The sequence below is a fragment of the Kribbella sp. CA-253562 genome (assembly GCF_050942265.1).
GTDB lineage: Bacteria > Actinomycetota > Actinomycetes > Propionibacteriales > Kribbellaceae > Kribbella.
On the sequence record NZ_CP192049.1, the window covers coordinates 2,588,826 to 2,605,682 of the forward strand.

Genomic DNA, 16,857 nt, shown 5'->3' on the forward strand with positions numbered 1-16,857 from the left:
TCCGGAGCACTGGTCTTGTGCGGGTTCAGTTCTCCGGCGGGTTCTCGGGCGCGTAGTGCGCCATCGCGACCGCGACGGTCTCCTCGAGGTCCTTCTCGGTCGTCGTGCCCGAGGCGCGGATCGCCTCCGTCCAGGCATGGATGCACTGGGCGTTGTACTCGATGACCTCGGGGGAGTTGGCCATCTTCACCGGGTCCACGTCCTCGCCGAGGTCGCCGTTCAGGTAGAGCGCGAGGCCCGCGACGGCGCCGTCCCAGCCGGGGCCGACGTACAGGGCGCCGGCACCGCCGGGAGCCGGCGGGTTCGCCATCGAGTGCTCGAGTTCGAACTCGGTGGTGTCGCCCGGGCCGGGGGTCAGCCTGACCTCGAGCAGGCTCTCCGGGCCGCCGAACGTGACCTTGTAGCGCTTCGGTGGCTCGCACTCCAGGATCTCGCCGCCCGCGTTGCCCTGAATCTGGAAGCTTCCGCCGACCTTGAGCTCGCCCGTGACCGGGGAGAACCAGCGCGCCATCCGCTCGGGGTCGGTCAGCGCGTCCCAGACGTCCTCCGGCCCGGACTGGTAGGTCCGGCGCATCAGGACCGTGGCGATCTCGCCGGTGCGGCTGACCTCGCGCTGGACCGCGGTGATCTGTTCCAGGATGTCCATCGGTGTGCTGCCCGTCCTCTGTGGTGGTGGCCTGTTGTCACAGCCAGAATGCCGGGGTCGGCTTATATAAGTCAAGACTAAGGCTTTGGGTTGTCCCCAGGTTCTCAACTCGTGTCCGGTACGGCGGCCCGGCGCGGCATCTTCTCTGGTGACAGCACATCCGCGATCGGAGGAATCATGAGCAATGACGCGTACCTGACCCTGACCGGCCGGGTCGGCGGCGACGTGCAGTTGAAGCAGGTGAACGGCGGTCACGCGCTGGCCACGTTCCGGATCGGTTCGACGGCCCGCGCCTACGACCGGGACAAGGCCGACTGGGTCGACCGTCCGACCACCTGGTTCAGCGTCGAGTGCTGGCGCGGCCTGGCCCAGAACGTCGCCGAGTCGATCGGCCGCGGCGATCCCGTCGTGGTCTACGGCCGGTTGAAGACGACCGAGTGGACCGAGGACGGCGAGTCGCGCTCCCGCACGGTGCTCGAGGCCTTCTCGGTCGGGCACGACTTGTCCCGGGGCGTGACGACGTTCAGCAAGGCGACTCCGCAGGGCCTCGGCGCCCGGCCCTCGCCGTTCGACGATCTGCCGCAGCCGGTCGGGGAGGCGAATCCTCTCGGTGCCTCGGAGGCGGCGTGACGAGCGGGCGGTGGTGGCCCTGAATGAGGTCATGATGCGGGAGGCCGGCGCTCACGGAGTGCCCGTGGTGTTGCTTCGGCGGTGGGTACGGGACCCGCATGTTCCGGATTCTGCTGACCGCACCTCGGTGGAAGATCGCAAGCTCGGCCGGCCTGCTCGTCTTCGTCGGCTACGGCATCGGGTTCAAGCTGGTCAAGGAGGTCTCGTGGTTCTATGCCCTGGTGATCGCCGCCGTGGGGGCTGTCACGGCGTACGTGGTGTCCGTGCTGGTCCTCGGCAGGATGCGGCGTGAGCTGAAGACAGTCGGTGCCGACCACCTTGCACCGGCGCACCAGGTGGAGGCGTACCAGGCGGTCCAGCGCGGGCGCATCCATCCTGATCCGGAGATCCGAGCGGCCGCGGTGCGGATCGCCGAGCATCGGCTGAAGGAAGCGCCGCGAAGCCGCAAGCTGTTCCTGGCGGCCGGCGTCCTGCTCGCGGCCTCCACGGTGGTCAATGCGGTCGCCGGCAACATGGGGAGCGTGGTGATCAACTCCATCGGACTGATCGCTAGCGGGGTCACTCTCTGGCAGTTGAGGACGGCCCAGCGGCGCGTTGCAGGTCTCGTCCATGGCTCGACCGGGCCTGCTGGCGCTGGGCGGTCTGCCGACGACAGTGGTTGAGCAGGGGGAGCGGGGTCCTGTCAAAGGGAGCGGGCGTGGGCACCGGTTGGGATTGGGTGGGGCACAGCGCATAGGCTCTGGAGCATGGCGGAATTCATCTACACCCTTCGTAACGTCCGGAAGGCGCACGGGGACAAGGTCGTGCTCGACAACGTCACCTTGAACTTCCTGACCGGGGCGAAGATCGGCGTGGTCGGGCCGAACGGCACCGGCAAGTCCTCGCTGTTCAAGATCATGGCCGGGCTGGACCAGCCCTCCAACGGTGAGGCGCGGCTGGCCGAGGACGCCACGGTGGGGATCCTGCTGCAGGAGCCGCCGCTGACCGAGGGCAAGACGGTGCTGGAGAACGTCGAGGAAGGCGTCGGCGACACCAAGAAGAAGCTCGACCGGTTCAACGAGATCTCCGCCGAGCTGGCCGATCCCGACGCCGACTACGACAAGCTGCTGGCCGAGATGGGTGACCTGCAGACCGAGCTCGACCACCGCAATGCGTGGGATGTCGACGCCCAGCTGGAGCAGGCGATGGACGCGCTGCGCTGCCCGCCGGCCGACGTGATCGTGGACAACCTGTCCGGTGGTGAGCGGCGCCGGGTCGCGCTGTGCAAGCTCCTGCTGCAGCAGCCCGACCTGCTGCTGCTCGACGAGCCCACCAACCACCTGGACGCCGAGTCGGTGCTCTGGCTGGAGCAGCACCTGCAGAAGTACCCGGGTGCCGTCCTGGCGATCACCCACGACCGGTACTTCCTGGACAACGTGGCCGAGTGGATCCTGGAAATGGACCGCGGCAAGACCTACGGCTACGAGGGCAACTACTCGAAGTACCTGGAGACCAAGCAGGCGCGTCTGGTCGTCGAGGGCCAGAAGGACGCGAAGCGGCAGAAGATCCTGGAGCGCGAGCTCGAGTGGGTCCGGTCGAACGCGAAGGCCCGCCAGACCAAGAGCAAGTCCCGCCTGGCCCGGTACGAGGAACTGGCCGCCGAGGCCGAGCGCTCAAAGAAGCTGGACATCGACGAGATCAACATCCCGGCGGGTCCGCGACTGGGCAGCACGGTGCTCGAGGTCAACAAGCTGGAGAAGGGCTTCGGCGACCGCAAGCTGATCGACGGCCTGAGCTTCTCGCTGCCGCGGGCCGGCATCGTCGGCATCGTCGGCCCGAACGGCGTCGGCAAGTCGACGCTGTTCCGGATGATCGTCGGCGAGGAGACGCCCGACAAGGGCACGCTGAAGCTCGGCGAGACCGTCCGGATCTCCTACGTCGATCAGTCGCGCGGCGGCCTGGACCCGAAGAAGACCGTCTGGCAGCAGGTCTCCGACGAGCTCGACTACATCAAGGTCGCCAACTTCGAGATGCCGAGCCGCGCGTACGTCGCGTCGTTCGGGTTCAAGGGCCCGGACCAGCAGAAGCCGACCGGCGTCCTGTCCGGCGGTGAGCGCAACCGGCTGAACCTGGCGCTCACCCTGAAGATGGGCGGCAACCTGCTGCTGCTCGACGAGCCCACCAACGACCTGGACGTCGAGACCCTGCAGTCGCTCGAGGACGCCCTGCTCGAGTTCCCCGGCTGCGCCGTGGTGATCTCCCACGACCGGTGGTTCCTGGACCGCGTCGCCACCCACATCCTGGCCTGGGAGGGCACCGACGAGGACCCGGCCCAGTGGTTCTGGTTCGAGGGCAACTTCGCGTCGTACGAGGCGAACAAGATCGAGCGCCTCGGCGCCGAAGCCGCTCGCCCGCACCGCGTCACCCACCGCAAGCTGACCCGCGACTGACGCGACCTGCGCGACTCAGGCCCGCTCCGGCGATTGCTGGAGCGGGCCTGTTGCTGTTCGGGGACTGCTGCGCGGGTTGCTAGGCCGGTGCCGGTGCCGGTTCTGGTGTGGGTGTCGTTGACGGCGAATGGGGCAGCGACGGCGCCAGCGTTGGCGCCAGGTCGGTGGACCGGCGGCGGTACTGGCCGGGAGCCACGCCGTACTCGCGCTTGAAGGCCTTGGCGAGGGCGAACTCGGTCGCGTAGCCGGTGTGCTGGGCGATCGTGCGCAGTGGTTCGTCGGAGTCCCGGAGGCGGCGAGCGGCGAGCGTCATCCGCCACCAGGTCAGGTAGGCGAGCGGCGACCGGCCGACCGTCTCCGTGAACCGCTTGGCGAAGGTGGCTCGCGACAGTCCGGACAGTGCGGCGAGTTCGGCGACCGTCCACGGGTGCTCCGGCCTGGCGTGGATGCCGCGGAGTGCCGTCGTCAGCGCCGGGTCGGCCAGTACGGCCGCCCATCCCCGCTCGGATCGCGTGACCTGTTCGTCGAACCACGCACGCAGTACGAACAGCAGCAGCATGTCCACCAATCCCGACAGGATCGCGGACGTGCCCTCGCGCGGGTCACTCAGCTCCGAACCCAGCAGGTCGACCGCCGCCCGCAACGACGCGTGCTGACCGAGCCGCGGCGGAAGGTGAACGACCTCCGGCAGGTCGTCGAGCAACGGGTGGCTGCTGGACCGGTCGAAGTAGTACGCCGCGCACAGCAGCTGGGTCGTCGTCCCCACGCCGTCGAGCTTCATCTCGTCGACCACCGCGGCATCGTCGGCATCGACGCGGTAGTCGACGAGCGGGCTGCCCGGACGGTCGGCCAGCGCGTACCCGGTGCCGTGTGGCACGAAGACCACGTCGCCCACGCTCAGCCGCAACGGCTCTCCCCGCGCGGGGATCAGCCAGCACGGTCCTTCGAGCAGGACATGGCAGCCGGCGCCGTCGCTCGGCGGGAACCGGATTCCCCACGGGGACACTGTTCGTGTCCGCGCGGCATGCGGCCGGCCGGTCCGCAGTGCAGCCAGTACGTCGCTCAGCACGTCCATCCCGCTGAGTCTACGTGTCCAGATGCCTGGACATGACTCTCAGCGTTGTGGCCATGTCCGTGCCGTCGAGAACTTCCTAAGGTCGAGGGACCAACATCGTCTGGGAGGTTCGTATGTCGTTCTCTGTTGTCGTCGGCGCCGGCGGTACCGGTCGCGCCCTGGCTCGGCTGCTCGCGGAGGAGGGGGAGCGGGTCCGGCTGGTCACCCGCAGCGGTACCGGCCCCGTCCATTCCGGCATCGAACTGATCGCCGCCGACGCCACCGACGCCGACCGGTTGAGCCGCCTGATCGAAGGTGCCGCCACGCTCTACAACTGCGCGATGCCGGCGTACGACCGATGGCCGACGGACTGGCCGCCGCTCGCCGCCGGGATGCTCACGTCGGCGGAACGCACCGGCGTGGACTACGTGATGCTCGGCAACACCTACGCGTACGGTCCGGTCGCCGGTCCGATCACCGAGGACCGGCCTTTGGCGCCGACCACGGTGAAAGGGCGGGTGCGGGCGCAGATGTGGGCCGACGCCCTGGAAGCTCATCGGGCCGGCCGAGTGCGGGTCACGGACGTTCGGGCCTGCGACTTCCTCGGGGTGGACACGCTCTCGGTGTTCAACCTCGTCGTACTGCCGCACGTGCTCACCGGTACTCCGGCGGCGTACCCGGGTGATCTGGACGTCGAGCACAGCTGGACCTACATCGATGACGCGGCCCGCACGATGATCGCCGCGGCCCGGCACGACGCTGCTTGGGGCCAGGTCTGGCATGTCCCGTCCACCTCGACGCTGCCGGTCCGCGCGCTCACCGAACGGCTGGCCGCGGTGGCGGGAACTCCTGGGCCGCAGCTGACGGCGATGTCGCTGGAGGAGCTGGTCCGGCTCGGCGAGCAGGACTCGATCATGGCCGAGCTGGTGGAGATCCAGTACCTGGATCGTGAGCCGCACGTACTCGACTCCACCCGCACCGAAGCCGTCCTCGGGGTCAGGGCTACTCCGCTGGACGCGGTGCTCGAGGAGACGGTGCGGGAGCAACTTCGGGTCGCGTGAAGGCGACCAGATCGAGCGATCGGGACAGAACAGTTTGCCTTGAGGCTAAGCGTCAGGTAATACTTAGCCTCATGGCACAGTATTCGGCGGAAGTGGACGACGTGTTCGTCGCGTTGGCCGATCCGACGCGGCGTGAGGTCGTGCAGCGGCTCGGGCGGGGGCCGACGAGCGTGGGGGAGTTGGCGCGCGAGTTCCCGATGACCTTGCCGTCGTTCATGAAGCACGTCCGGACGCTGGAGGCGAACGGGCTGATCCGCACGGTGAAGGCCGGCCGGGTGCGGACCTGTGTCCTGAACCGCGACCGGCTGGCGCTGGTCGACGACTGGCTCGAAGAGCAGCGGGCGATCTGGGAAGAGCGCACCGACCGTCTCGAACAACTCGTCACCGATCTGATGGAGGAACAGGAATGAACCCCGAGCTCGACCTCGTCGTGGAGCGCGTGATCCGGGCTCCGCGAGCGGTGGTGTGGAGTGCGTGGACCGAGCCGTCGCGATTCGAGCGGTGGTGGCTGCCGGCTCCGGCGCTGTGCCGGGTGGAGCGGCTGGAAGTCCGGCCCGGCGGTGGGCTGGTGACGCGGATGAGCGACGACGGCGTGACGTTCGTGCCGCACCTCGACGCGAGCTTCGTCGTCGCGGAGGAGCTGGAGCGGATCGTGTTCACGAACACGATGGACAGCTCGTGGCGCCCGGCGAATCCGGCGCCGGTGCCGATGACGGCCGAGGTCACACTGGCCGACCATCCCGACGGGACGGCGTACCGGGTCGTCGTACGGCATGGTGATCCGGGGTCGCGCAAGTTGCACGAGGAGCTGGGATTCGCGGACGGGTGGGGCTCGGTGACGGCGCAGCTCGCGTCTGTCGCGGAGACGGAGGCCGCGGGATGAAGGTCGTGCTCACTGAGTTCGTGACGCTCGATGGGGTGAGCCAGGGGCCTGGTTCGCCGACGGAGGATACGAGCGACGGGTTCACTTCGGGCGGTTGGTTGGTGCCGTTCCTGGACGAGACGTTCGTACGGCGTACATCCGAGTGGCTGGGGCTGGCCGACGGGCTCCTGTTCGGCCGCCGCACCTACGAGGCTTTCGCGCGGGACTGGCCTGAGATCACGGACCCGGATGATCCGTACACGGTGCGGATGAACGCGCTGCCGAAGTACGTGGTCACGAGCACGCTGGCTGAGGGTTCGTGGAGTCCGACGACGGTGCTTGCGGGTGATCCGGTGGAGTCCGTCGGGCAGCTCAAGACGAAGCCTGGGCGGGAATTGCAGATCCACGGGAGTGCCCGGTTGGGCAACTCGCTGTTGGCGGCGGGGTTGGTTGACACGATTCGGCTGGCTGTCGCGCCGACGGTTGTCGGGTCGGGGCGCCGGCTGCTTGACCATCCGGGGTCGCCGGTTGGTCTTCGATTGACCCACTATGAGGTCACGTCGACGGGTCTGTTGCTGCTGCAGTACGACGCGGCGGGGCAGGCGGAGGTCGGGGAGTACGAGGGTGTGGGGGCGTTCGTCTGAGTTGTGGAGCTCGGGATCGGCCGGCGGTCGGCGCGATCGAGCTGCGGCTCGCTAGCCACCGGTCGGAGGCGGCGGCGCTTGCTGTCGGGCGCTAGCCCGCCAATCCGCGCCAGCCCGGCGGCCGCGTGCCGGTGTGTGCCTCTCGAGTGCTAGCCCGTCGATCCGTGCCTGAGCGCGTGCCTCTCGGGCGCTAGCCCGTAAGACGAACGCGGGCGCCAGCACGCACACCGCGGGCGCTAGCCCGCCGATCCGCGCGCTAGCGCATGCTCCGCGGCGATAGCCGCCATTTGAAGCGGGCGCCAGCACGCGTGCCACAGACTGGGTGGGCGGGAGCTGGCGCTGGAGCGAGCGCCAGCGAGTGGAAGGGCCCGCGTGGGAAAGAACATTCCCACGCGGTTCCGGTCAGCGTTGGCCGATGTGTTCTGAGACGGCGTCGAAGACCCGGCCGACGGCGGCGAAGTCTTCCGGGGTGGCCAGGTCGACGAGGTTTTCGCGGACGCCTTCGACGTGATGCGGGGCGGCCTGTTCGAGCAGGGTGAAGCCGGCGTCGGTGAGTTCGGCCCAGACGCCGCGCTTGTCGCTGGTGCACGACGTGCGGCGGACCAGTTCGGCGGCCTCGAGGCGGCCTACAGTGTGGGTGAGGCGGGAACGGCTCTGGTGCAGGCGGTCGGCGAGGTCGGCCATCCGCAGGCGGCGGTCGGGGGCCTCGGACAGGCGGACCAGGATCTCGTAGTCGTTGATGCCCAGGCCGAACTGCCGCAGGTCGTCGTCAAGCTTGGCCATCAGGCGCGCCGTGCCCAGCAGGTACGCGCGCCACGCCACCTGCTGCTCGGAGTCCAGCCACCGGGTGCCAGTCGTCATCGTCACGGGAACAGTGTACCGGGAATGTAGTTCAGATTTAAACCGTTAGAGCAGACATCTGGGGAACAGATTGAAATTTTAACTAACTTCTTGGAGAGCCTCGTGAGCATCACCGGTACGACGACCCCGACGACCAGCATCCCCGGCCTGGTGGCCGGCACCTACGCGCTCGACGCCGCGCACAGCGAGATCGGCTTCACCGTGCGCCACCTGATGACCAAGGTGCGCGGCACCTTCCAGGAGTTCGCCGGCGAGATCGTCGTGAAGGACTCGCTGGAGGAGTCGACCGCGGCGGTCACCGTCGAGCTGGCGTCCGTGCACACCCGCAGCGAGCAGCGTGACGCGCACCTGCGCTCGGGCGACTTCTTCGACGCCGAGAACAGCCCGAAGATGACCTTCACCAGCACCGCGCTCAAGCCGGAGGGTGACGACTTCGTCCTGGCCGGCGAGCTGAGCATCAAGGGCGTCACCAAGCCGATCGAGTTCGCCGTCGAGTTTCTCGGCGTCGAGCAGAACGCCTACGGCCAGAAGATCATCGGCTTCGAGGGCTCCGCGTCGATCAGCCGCAAGGAGTGGGGCATCGACTTCAACGTCCCGCTGGAGGGCGGCAAGCTGCTGATCGGCGACAAGGTGGACATCCACCTCGACGTCCAGGCCGCGCTGCAGGACTGACCACCGGTACGCCGAAGGCCCGGACCCTCGCGAGAGGGTGCCGGGCCTTCGGTCGTTCCCGCGGGAGTGCTCAGGCCTGGACCATCCGAAGCGCCAGCTCGGCGTACAAGGCACCGAGATCCTCGGGCTTCGTGCGATGAGGCGTGTACCAGCGAGCCACGTCGATCGACAGCGACAGTACGGCGAGCGTCGTGCCGGGCAGGTCATCGACGCTGAACGATCCGTCGCGCACGCCGTCGGCCAGCACCTGCTCGATCTGCCGCGAGATCGCCCGGCGGATCGCGGCGACCTCGGTGAAGTGCTCGGGGGAGAGCGCGGCGAGCTCGTACTGGACGACGCGCGCGATCGTGTGGTGCTCGGCGTGCCAGGCGGTGAAGGCGGAGACCATGCCGCGCAGCCGTTCGGTGGGCGACGGCCCTTCGTCAGCCTCCCGCAGTACGGCGAGCGCGGCCTGGTGGCCGTACAGGCTGATCTCGAAGAGCAGGCGTTCCTTCGAGGGGTAGTGCACGTAGAGCGCGGCGGGGGACATGCCGGCGCGGGACGCGATGTCGCGGGTAGTGGTGGCCTGGAAGCCGCGTTCGGCGAAGGCGTCGATGGCGCCGGTGAGCAGCCGGCGGGCGGCGGCCGGCTCGATGTGCTCCCACACGAGGGGACTGGTGACTGCGGACACGTTGACACTCTGCACCGGATTCGCGAAGCTAAGCAAGCGCTTAGCCATCCGTCTCAGGAACCGGCCGGGCCGCGCACATCGACCTCGAGGAGGCGCAGCGATGGAACGGATCATCTTCGGCGAGGACCACCACGCCTTCCGGGCGAGTGCGAAGGAGTTCTGCGACCGCTCGCTGGTGCCGCGGATGGAGCAGTTCCTCGAGGAGAAGACGATCGACCGCGCGGTCTGGCTGGAGGCCGGCAAGCAGGGCTTCCTCGGCCTCGACGTGCCCGAGGAGTACGGCGGTTCCAGCGTCGGCGACTACCGGTTCAACGCGGTGTTCGCCGAGGAGGTGTCGAAGGTCTCCGCCTCGCTGTCGAGCTGCTTCGGCATCCACTACGACTGCGCCGCGCCGTACCTGGTCGATCTGGGCACCGAGGAGCAGAAGCAGCGCTGGCTGCCGAAGTTCAGCTCCGGTGAGCTGGTCGCGGCGATCGGGATGACCGAGCCGTCCGGCGGCTCCGACCTGGCCGGGCTGAAGACCAGCGCCAAGAAGGTCGACGGCGGCTGGGTGCTGAACGGCTCGAAGACCTTCATCACCAACGGCGACATGGCCGACCTCACCATCACCGCGGCCCGGACCGACCCGAGCAAGGGCGCCAAGGGCATCACGCTGTTCGCGGTCGAGGAGGGCATGGAGGGCTTCGCGCGCGGCCGCAAGCTCGACAAGGTCGGCCAGACCGAGTCCGGTACGTCGGAGCTGTTCTTCGAGGACGTTTTCGTCCCGGACGAGAACGTGCTCGGCGAGGTGAACCGCGGCTTCATCCACATGATGGAGCGGCTGGCCCAGGAGCGCGTCGGCGCCGCGGTGTCGAACATCGCGCACGCCACCCAGATCCTGGCCGAGACGATCGAGTACGTGAAGCAGCGCAAGGCGTTCGGCCAGCCGGTCGGCTCGTTCCAGTACAACAAGTTCCTGATCGCCGAGCTGGTCACCAAGGCCGAGGTGACCCAGGCGTACGTCGACAACGCGATCGTGGCGCACGACGAGGACCGGCTGTCCGCGGTCGACGCGGCCAAGACCAAATGGTGGAGCGCCCAGGTGCAGAACGAGGTCCTGGACGCCTGCGTGCAGCTGCACGGCGGCTACGGCTACATGAACGAGTACCGGGTGGCCCGCGCCTGGCGCGACGCCCGGGTGACCAAGATCTGGGCCGGCAGCAACGAGATCATGAAGGAACTCATCGGCCGCGACCTCGGCCTGTAGGGAAGGACCCCTGTTATGCCCGAAGCAGTGATCGTCTCCACCGCGCGCTCGCCGATCGGCCGGGCCCACAAGGGTTCGCTGAAGGACATCCGGCCCGACGACCTGGCCGTGCAGCTGATCAAGGCCGCCGTCGACAAGGCCGGCCTGACCGGTGACCAGGTCGAGGACCTGATGCTGGGCTGCGCCGAGCCGCACGACGAGCACGGCGGCAACATGGCCCGCCGGGTCGCCGTCCAGCTCGGCTGGGACAACACCCCGGCGACGACGGTCAACCGGTTCTGCGCGTCGTCCACGCAGACCGCGCGGATGGCCTACCACGCGATCAAGTCCGGCGAGGGTGACGTGTTCGTCAGCGCCGGCGTCGAGTGCGTCTCGCGGTACAAGAACTTCGGCTCGGCTGGGGTCGGTGACCCGAGCTCGTTCAACCCGGTGTTCGCCGACGCCGTCCAGCGGACCGAGAAGTACGCCGAGACCAACGACACCTGGCACGACCCGCGCGAGGACGGGCTGATCCCCGACATCTACATCGCGATGGGACAGACCGCCGAGAACGTCGCGACGCTGCGCGGGATCAGCCGGGCCGACCAGGACGCGTTCGGCGTACGGTCGCAGAACCTGGCCGAACAGGCGATCAACAACGGCTTCTTCGAGCGCGAGATCACCCCGGTGACGCTGCCCGACGGCACGGTGGTCAGCAAGGACGACGGCCCGCGCGCCGGTACGACGCTGGAGAAGGTCAGCCAGCTCCAGCCGGTCTTCCGCCCCGACGGCACCGTCACGGCCGGCAACTGCTGCCCGCTGAACGACGGCGCCGCGGCCGTGGTGATCATGAGCGACACCAAGGCGCGTGAGCTCGGCCTGACGCCGCTCGCGCGGATCGTGTCGACGGGGGTCAGCGGGCTGTCGCCGGAGATCATGGGCCTCGGACCGGTCGAGGCGTCGAAGCAGGCGCTGGCCCGGGCCGGGATGAGCATCAACGACATCGACCTGGTCGAGATCAACGAGGCGTTCGCCGTCCAGGTGATCGGTTCGGCCCGCGAGCTCGGCATCGACGAGGACCGGCTGAACGTGCACGGCGGCGCGATCGCGCTCGGCCACCCGTTCGGCTCGACCGGCGCGCGGATCATGACGACGCTGGTCAACGGGCTGCAGTTCGAGGACAAGCAGTTCGGGCTGGAGACGATGTGCGTCGGTGGCGGCCAGGGCATGGCCGTGATCCTCGAACGCCTGAGCTGACGGGACCAGTCGATGGCGTTGAAGGGCCGGACGGCGATCGTCACCGGTGCGTCGCGCGGGATCGGACTCGCGGTCGCGCAGCGGCTGGTCGCCGACGGCGCGCGCGTGGTGATCACCGGGCGCACGCAGGAGACGCTGGACGCGGCGGTCGAGTCGCTCGGCGGCGAGCAGAACGCGCTCGCCGTCGCCGGCAAGGCCGCCGACCCGGAGCATCGGGCCCAGGTGATCGAGACCGCGCTCACGACGTACGGGTCGGTGGATCTGCTGGTCAACAACACCGGCATCAACCCGGTCTACGGTTCGCTGCTCGACGTCGACAGCGCGGTCGCGGCCAAGATGGTCGACACGAACGTGCTGGCCGCGATCGCGTGGGTCAAGGCCTGCCGCGACGCCTGGATGGGCGAGCACGGCGGCGCTGTCGTCAACCTGTCGTCGGTGGCCGGCCTGGCGCCGTCACCCGGGATCGGCTGGTACGGCGCGACGAAGGCGATGCTGTCGCGGGTCACCACCGAGCTGGCCGTCGAGCTGGCGCCGAAGATCCGGGTCAACGCGGTCGCGCCCGCGGTGGTGAAGACGAAGTTCGCCGGCGCGCTGTACGAGGGGCGTGAGTCGGAAGTCGCCGCGACGTACCCGATGAAGCGATTGGGTCGTCCGGAGGACGTGGGATCGCTAGTGTGGTTCCTGCTGTCCGACGAGGCGTCGTGGGTCACCGGTCAGACCATCACGATCGACGGCGGACTGACGCTGAACGGCGGGATGGTTCAGTAGTCCTCGACCTTCGAGCTGGTGGATCCCCAGGTGTCGGCTGTGTCGGGGACGACCAGGCGGTAGTCGAAGCGCGCGGCGAGGTCGAAGGCTTCGGTTGCCTCGCCGCGGCTGTCTGCCGTGACGTGCTTGAAGGTGGTCCAGACGGTGTTGCCTGGTTCGCGCAGTTGGAGTTCGCCGCGTGCTCCGGACCATGACTCGGTGGCGGCCGTCTTGACGTCGTACCGGCCGATGTGGGCGCTGAGGGTGATCCGGCGTCCGTCCCGGCGACTCGTCAGGTAGGCGGTGGAACCCAGACGAAGGTCGCTGACCGGGGTGTTCTGCGGCACCAGTGGCCGGTCGGTCTCCAGATCTGTCGTCGCTCCGGTCGGACGCCAGGTCCAAGGGCCTCGCTTGTCGCTGTCGAAGACATTCCAACGATCGGGGTAGTCCCAGCGGAAGATCAATTGGTGGACGAGCGTCCCGTCCGCCGTGTACGCGTCCCACCTCGCCTCGACAACTCCTGCGGCGGCGCAGTCAGCGCCACGACGTACGGGCGGAGTCAGGTACGGCTGATTGACAACCACTCGGGCTGGTACGTCGAGCGAACAGGTCGGCTTCTCGGCCTCCCGCGTCGACGACCACGCGAACGTCGCCCCACCGGCGAGCAAGGCAACGGCGACGCCGCCGGCGATGACACCTCGCCGGGCGCCGAGTCGGCGAACGAACACGTGAACCCCCCAGGTACGCGAGGGCTCATTGGATCACGTGCTGCGGTCACGCCGTACGGCGGCGAAGGTCTGGCGCAGGGTGATCGTGCCGTCCTCGGCCTCGTCCTCGTTGCGCCAGTCGAAGCTGGTCGGGGTGATGTTCGTGAATCCCCAGCGGGTCTTGTACGCCGTCGGCTCGCGCGCGTCGAGGGTGATCCAGTCGTCGCCGGACCGGCCGATGAAGGTCATCACGAAGGCGTGTTTCGGGCCCATCCAGGTGGAGCGGAAGGCCTTCAGCTCCGGGTCGTAGAGGCGGATCGACAAGCCCCACTCGCCGTCGCCGTCGATCGGGCGGCGGGCGCGGCTCGGGGTGATCCAGATGTCGGCGACGGCGCGGCCGTCCAGCGCCCAGCCGAAGTGCCATTCGCCTTCGGTCTGCCGGACGACCTCGCCTGATTCGTCGTACCAGCGGACGTCGAGGTCCCAGCTGCCGATCAGCGGAGCGAAGACCTGGAAGGCGTCGGCGTACTCCGGGCGCGGACCGTCGGCGACGAAGAGGTCGGCCAGGATGCTGCGCGGGTCTGTCATGGGCTTGAGGGTATTTCACTCCTGACTGGGATGCCAGGGGGTTCTGCATGAATCACTGGTACGGGTCGGCCACCTCGCGGAGTTTGGTGAGGGCTTGGCGTAACGCGCCGGCCAACTCAGGGCCGAGGTGCTCGGTCCAATTCTGCTCGACGCGCGTGACCACCTCGCGGGCCCGGTCCGCCGCGGTCTGTCCCTTCGGGGTGAAGCGGATCAGCCGAGCTCGCCCGTCGGCCGGATCGGGCACCCGCTCGACCAGACCTTCGTTCTCCAGCGCTGCGACCAGCAGGCTCGCGGTCTGCTTGGTGACCTGTGCCTGCTCGGCGAGGTCGGTGAGGCGAGAGCCGCCGGGCGCGATCCGCTGAGCGATCCGGGCCTGGGCCACGGTCACCTGGTAGCCGGACGCACGCATGGCGCGAAGGACCTCGTCGTCCATCGCGCGGTAGGCGATGAACATCAGCGTGGCCAGGTCCATGCGGATCGATCCCTTGACAGTAGTCAGCAAGGCTGACCAAGATGGTCAGTACTGCTGACGATTATAGGTGCGCGATGACCAGAGTTCCGCCAGTCAAAGTCGTCCGGGCGGCCACCGCCGTCCGGACCGCGCTGCAAACCCTCACGCGGCGCATGGTTCCGCCCGAGATCGGGTTGCTGGAACTCGCCTCGGGATTCATGGGGACGCATGTCGTCTACGCGGTGGCCAAGCTCGGAATCGCGGACGTCCTCGCGGACGGGCCGTTGTCCGCGGACGAGATCGCGGCCGAGACGGGGTCGAACGCCGACGCCACCCATCGGCTTCTGCGCGCCGGTGCGATGTTCGGGATCTTCACCGAGCGGTCCGGCAAGCGCTACGGACTCACTGCTCTCGGCAAGGGGCTGCGCTCAGGAACCCCTGGCTCGCTGCGGCCGGTCGTCCTGATGCTCGGCGATCCGCAGTACCAGGGTCCGTGGGGCCGGCTGGCCCACTCGGTCGAGACCGGCGGGCCGGCCGTAGAGGTTGCCCCCGGCAAGCAAGTGTGGGACTACCTGGACGCGGATCCGGAGTTCGCGGCGACGTTCAACGAGGCCATGACGTGCCTGACCGACCTGGACTGGCCCGCCGTGGCGGCGGCGTACGACTTCACGCCGTACTCGACGATCGCCGACCTCGGCGGAGGGCACGGGCAGCTGCTCGCCCTGGTGCTCGGCGCGGCCCCGAAGTCGAAAGGTGTTCTCCAGGAGCGCGAGGTGCTGGTCGGTGCGGCCGAGGCGCATCTGCGTGACGCAGGGCTCCTCGATCGCTGCCGCATCGACTCCGGCTCGTTCTTCGACACGGCGCCGTCCGATGCCGACCTCTATCTGATGCGCCGCGTGCTCCACGACTTCGACGACGAGCAAGCCGTCGCGATCCTGAGCAATGTTCGCCGCCACATGCCGCGGGGTTCGACGCTGCTGTTGCTGGACAGCGTCGTGCCACCTGGCAGCACTCCGCACTTCGCGAAGGCTCTCGACCTCGACATGATGCTCTTCGTCGGCGGCCGCGAACGCACCGAGCGGCAGTTCGGCACGCTGCTCGACCGGGCCGGATTCCGTCTCACTCGAATTGTTCCAACCGTCTCGTCCGTCTCGCTCATCGAAGCGGTTCCAGGGAGGTAGCCATGAACGCGACAGCGCAGCTCGCCGCCGCTCTCGCGGCACTGATTCTGCTCGCCGTCTTCCCCGTGGAGGCCTTCCTGATCGACCGGCCGTGGGTCCAGAAGTTCCTCGGCATCGAACCGCACGGCATCCGGAACGTGCACCTGTGGTCGTTCTGCATCGGTGCACGCAACGCACTCGCCGGAGTGGGCACGCTGATCGGACTCGGCATGGTGCGGTACGGCGACGAAGCAACGGGTACGACGGTGGTGGTCGTCAGTTGCCTGTACATGCTGCTTGCGTCGTTGTTCATGGGGGTCGCGGATCTGCTCGGGTACTGGCGGCCGCGCGGGGGGAGCGTTCGGGGGACGATCGGTGCCGCCGTTCTGCCGGCCGTCGCGCTGATCGCGATCGCGGTCTAGCGGCCGGGCTGCGCTACAGCTACTCGGGAAGGCCCCCGCTCTCGATCACGTGCCGGGCGACGTCCCGCAGTCGCTGGTTTCGATGTTGGGAGTAGCGCTGCAGTACGCCGAACGCCTGGACGGCGGTGAGCTGGTAGCGCTCCATCAGCCGTCCGACCGCCTGACCGACTTCCTTGCGGGAGTCGACGGCCCGATGCAGGGTGGACTCGACCTGCGCCGAGCAGATCGCGATCGAGGCGTGCAGGCCGAGCAAGTGCGCTGCTTCGCGGTCACCCTCGTTGAAGACGAACGGCTCCGAGGAGACCAGGTTCAAGGCGCCGCGGGTGGAGTGCCCCGTGGACAAACGAATCGCCAACGCACTGCGGATGCCGGCCGCGGCGGCGGTCGGCGTCCACTTGGGCCAACGGGTGTCGGTGGTCGTGTCCTCGACCAGCACGTCGTCGTGGTCCGTGATGGCCAGCAGGCTCGGCCCTTCGCCGAGGTCGACCTGGGACTGGTCCGCGGCGGTGATCAGCTCGTCGGTCGCGGCGAACGTCCGAGCGTGTTTGCGCTCCATCAGCAAGACCGAGGCGTGGTCGTAGTGCAGCGCTTCGACCGCGAACTCCAGCACCCGCTCCACCGTCGACAGGACGTCACTCTGGTTGTGCAGATCCATCGCGAGCTCACCGAAGTCGTCGGCTTGGTCACTCATTCGTCAACTCCTCGCGCAGACCACCGGTGGAGATCGAAGCCCGATCATGACACGGTCACGCGCGCCTGCCTGCCGAGCGC

Annotated in this window: 21 protein-coding genes; 13 read left to right on the forward strand and 8 right to left on the reverse strand. The window is 68.5% G+C overall.

Annotation, left to right across the window (positions count from 1 at the left end):
* Positions 1-25 precede the first annotated feature (25 nt).
* The gene (locus tag ACQPXM_RS12415; RefSeq protein ID WP_432947969.1) at positions 26-646 is read right to left on the reverse strand and encodes an SRPBCC family protein; all 621 of its coding nucleotides are present in this window, start codon (positions 644-646) and stop codon (positions 26-28) included.
* 177 nt (positions 647-823) lie between these two features.
* Between ACQPXM_RS12415 and ACQPXM_RS12420 the strand changes: the two genes are divergently transcribed.
* The 3 genes from ACQPXM_RS12420 to ettA all read left to right on the forward strand — a co-directional run bounded on the left by ACQPXM_RS12420 (position 824) and on the right by ettA (position 3,705).
* Positions 824-1,276, forward strand: coding sequence for a single-stranded DNA-binding protein (locus ACQPXM_RS12420; RefSeq protein ID WP_432947971.1), 453 nt, complete (start codon positions 824-826; stop codon positions 1,274-1,276).
* A gap of 98 nt (positions 1,277-1,374) precedes the next feature.
* Positions 1,375-1,938, forward strand: a complete 564-nt coding sequence (locus ACQPXM_RS12425; RefSeq protein ID WP_432947973.1) for a hypothetical protein — start codon at positions 1,375-1,377, stop codon at positions 1,936-1,938.
* Between the two features lie 84 nt (positions 1,939-2,022).
* Complete coding sequence (ettA, locus tag ACQPXM_RS12430; protein ID WP_432947975.1) at positions 2,023-3,705, forward strand: energy-dependent translational throttle protein EttA; 1,683 nt, start codon at positions 2,023-2,025, stop codon at positions 3,703-3,705.
* A gap of 79 nt (positions 3,706-3,784) precedes the next feature.
* Here ettA and ACQPXM_RS12435 read toward each other — a convergent pair whose 3' ends face one another.
* Positions 3,785-4,780 carry an AraC family transcriptional regulator gene (locus ACQPXM_RS12435; protein ID WP_432947977.1) on the reverse strand — a complete coding sequence of 332 codons (996 nt, stop codon included), beginning with the start codon at positions 4,778-4,780 and terminating at the stop codon, positions 3,785-3,787.
* A 113-nt stretch (positions 4,781-4,893) separates the two neighbouring features.
* Between ACQPXM_RS12435 and ACQPXM_RS12440 the strand changes: the two genes are divergently transcribed.
* From ACQPXM_RS12440 to ACQPXM_RS12455, 4 genes are all read left to right on the forward strand, one after another.
* The gene (locus ACQPXM_RS12440; RefSeq protein WP_432947978.1) at positions 4,894-5,820 is read left to right on the forward strand and encodes an NAD-dependent epimerase/dehydratase family protein; all 927 of its coding nucleotides are present in this window, start codon (positions 4,894-4,896) and stop codon (positions 5,818-5,820) included.
* A gap of 71 nt (positions 5,821-5,891) precedes the next feature.
* A complete protein-coding gene (locus tag ACQPXM_RS12445) occupies positions 5,892-6,230 on the forward strand; it encodes an ArsR/SmtB family transcription factor (protein WP_432947979.1) in 339 nt (112 codons plus the stop codon).
* Positions 6,227-6,703: an SRPBCC domain-containing protein gene (locus ACQPXM_RS12450; protein ID WP_432947981.1), complete on the forward strand. Its 477-nt coding sequence runs from the start codon at positions 6,227-6,229 to the stop codon at positions 6,701-6,703. Before ACQPXM_RS12445 ends, ACQPXM_RS12450 begins: the two co-directional genes overlap by 4 nt.
* Positions 6,700-7,326 carry a dihydrofolate reductase family protein gene (locus tag ACQPXM_RS12455; protein ID WP_432947983.1) on the forward strand — a complete coding sequence of 209 codons (627 nt, stop codon included), beginning with the start codon at positions 6,700-6,702 and terminating at the stop codon, positions 7,324-7,326. Before ACQPXM_RS12450 ends, ACQPXM_RS12455 begins: the two co-directional genes overlap by 4 nt.
* A gap of 402 nt (positions 7,327-7,728) precedes the next feature.
* Here ACQPXM_RS12455 and ACQPXM_RS12460 read toward each other — a convergent pair whose 3' ends face one another.
* Positions 7,729-8,187: a MarR family winged helix-turn-helix transcriptional regulator gene (locus ACQPXM_RS12460; protein WP_432951007.1), complete on the reverse strand. Its 459-nt coding sequence runs from the start codon at positions 8,185-8,187 to the stop codon at positions 7,729-7,731.
* Positions 8,188-8,277: 90 nt separating this feature from the next.
* On the opposite strand from ACQPXM_RS12460, the gene ACQPXM_RS12465 reads away from it, so the two are divergent.
* Entirely contained in the window at positions 8,278-8,859 is a 582-nt protein-coding gene (locus ACQPXM_RS12465; protein ID WP_432947986.1) for a YceI family protein, read from the forward strand.
* Positions 8,860-8,929: 70 nt separating this feature from the next.
* Here ACQPXM_RS12465 and ACQPXM_RS12470 read toward each other — a convergent pair whose 3' ends face one another.
* On the reverse strand, positions 8,930-9,529 hold the full coding sequence (locus ACQPXM_RS12470; RefSeq protein ID WP_432947988.1) for a TetR/AcrR family transcriptional regulator: 600 nt from the start codon (positions 9,527-9,529) through the stop codon (positions 8,930-8,932).
* Positions 9,530-9,629: 100 nt separating this feature from the next.
* Here ACQPXM_RS12470 and ACQPXM_RS12475 point away from each other — a divergent pair, with 100 nt between their 5' ends.
* The 3 genes from ACQPXM_RS12475 to ACQPXM_RS12485 are packed head-to-tail and all read left to right on the forward strand — an operon-like array spanning position 9,630 to position 12,779.
* On the forward strand, positions 9,630-10,775 hold the full coding sequence (locus tag ACQPXM_RS12475) for an acyl-CoA dehydrogenase family protein (RefSeq protein WP_432947990.1): 1,146 nt from the start codon (positions 9,630-9,632) through the stop codon (positions 10,773-10,775).
* 15 nt (positions 10,776-10,790) lie between these two features.
* The gene (locus ACQPXM_RS12480) at positions 10,791-12,011 is read left to right on the forward strand and encodes an acetyl-CoA C-acetyltransferase (protein ID WP_432947992.1); all 1,221 of its coding nucleotides are present in this window, start codon (positions 10,791-10,793) and stop codon (positions 12,009-12,011) included.
* 12 nt (positions 12,012-12,023) lie between these two features.
* Entirely contained in the window at positions 12,024-12,779 is a 756-nt protein-coding gene (locus tag ACQPXM_RS12485; protein ID WP_432947994.1) for an SDR family oxidoreductase, read from the forward strand.
* Here the strand turns inward: ACQPXM_RS12485 and ACQPXM_RS12490 are convergent.
* The 3 genes from ACQPXM_RS12490 to ACQPXM_RS12500 are packed head-to-tail and all read right to left on the reverse strand — an operon-like array spanning position 12,773 to position 14,525.
* The gene (locus ACQPXM_RS12490; RefSeq protein WP_432947996.1) at positions 12,773-13,486 is read right to left on the reverse strand and encodes a hypothetical protein; all 714 of its coding nucleotides are present in this window, start codon (positions 13,484-13,486) and stop codon (positions 12,773-12,775) included. The genes ACQPXM_RS12485 and ACQPXM_RS12490 overlap by 7 nt on opposite strands.
* 33 nt (positions 13,487-13,519) lie before the next feature.
* Positions 13,520-14,053 carry a hypothetical protein gene (locus ACQPXM_RS12495; protein WP_432947998.1) on the reverse strand — a complete coding sequence of 178 codons (534 nt, stop codon included), beginning with the start codon at positions 14,051-14,053 and terminating at the stop codon, positions 13,520-13,522.
* 52 nt (positions 14,054-14,105) lie between these two features.
* Positions 14,106-14,525 (reverse strand): MarR family winged helix-turn-helix transcriptional regulator, encoded by a 420-nt coding sequence (locus tag ACQPXM_RS12500; protein WP_432948000.1) that lies wholly within the window; start codon positions 14,523-14,525, stop codon positions 14,106-14,108.
* 74 nt (positions 14,526-14,599) lie between these two features.
* Between ACQPXM_RS12500 and ACQPXM_RS12505 the strand changes: the two genes are divergently transcribed.
* Both ACQPXM_RS12505 and ACQPXM_RS12510 read left to right on the forward strand, forming a co-directional pair.
* Positions 14,600-15,685, forward strand: coding sequence for a methyltransferase (locus ACQPXM_RS12505; RefSeq protein ID WP_432948001.1), 1,086 nt, complete (start codon positions 14,600-14,602; stop codon positions 15,683-15,685).
* A gap of 2 nt (positions 15,686-15,687) precedes the next feature.
* Positions 15,688-16,086 carry a DUF1304 family protein gene (locus tag ACQPXM_RS12510; RefSeq protein ID WP_432948002.1) on the forward strand — a complete coding sequence of 133 codons (399 nt, stop codon included), beginning with the start codon at positions 15,688-15,690 and terminating at the stop codon, positions 16,084-16,086.
* Positions 16,087-16,105: 19 nt separating this feature from the next.
* Here ACQPXM_RS12510 and ACQPXM_RS12515 read toward each other — a convergent pair whose 3' ends face one another.
* Positions 16,106-16,777, reverse strand: coding sequence for a GAF and ANTAR domain-containing protein (locus ACQPXM_RS12515; protein WP_432948004.1), 672 nt, complete (start codon positions 16,775-16,777; stop codon positions 16,106-16,108).
* Between the last annotated feature and the right edge of the window lie 80 nt (positions 16,778-16,857).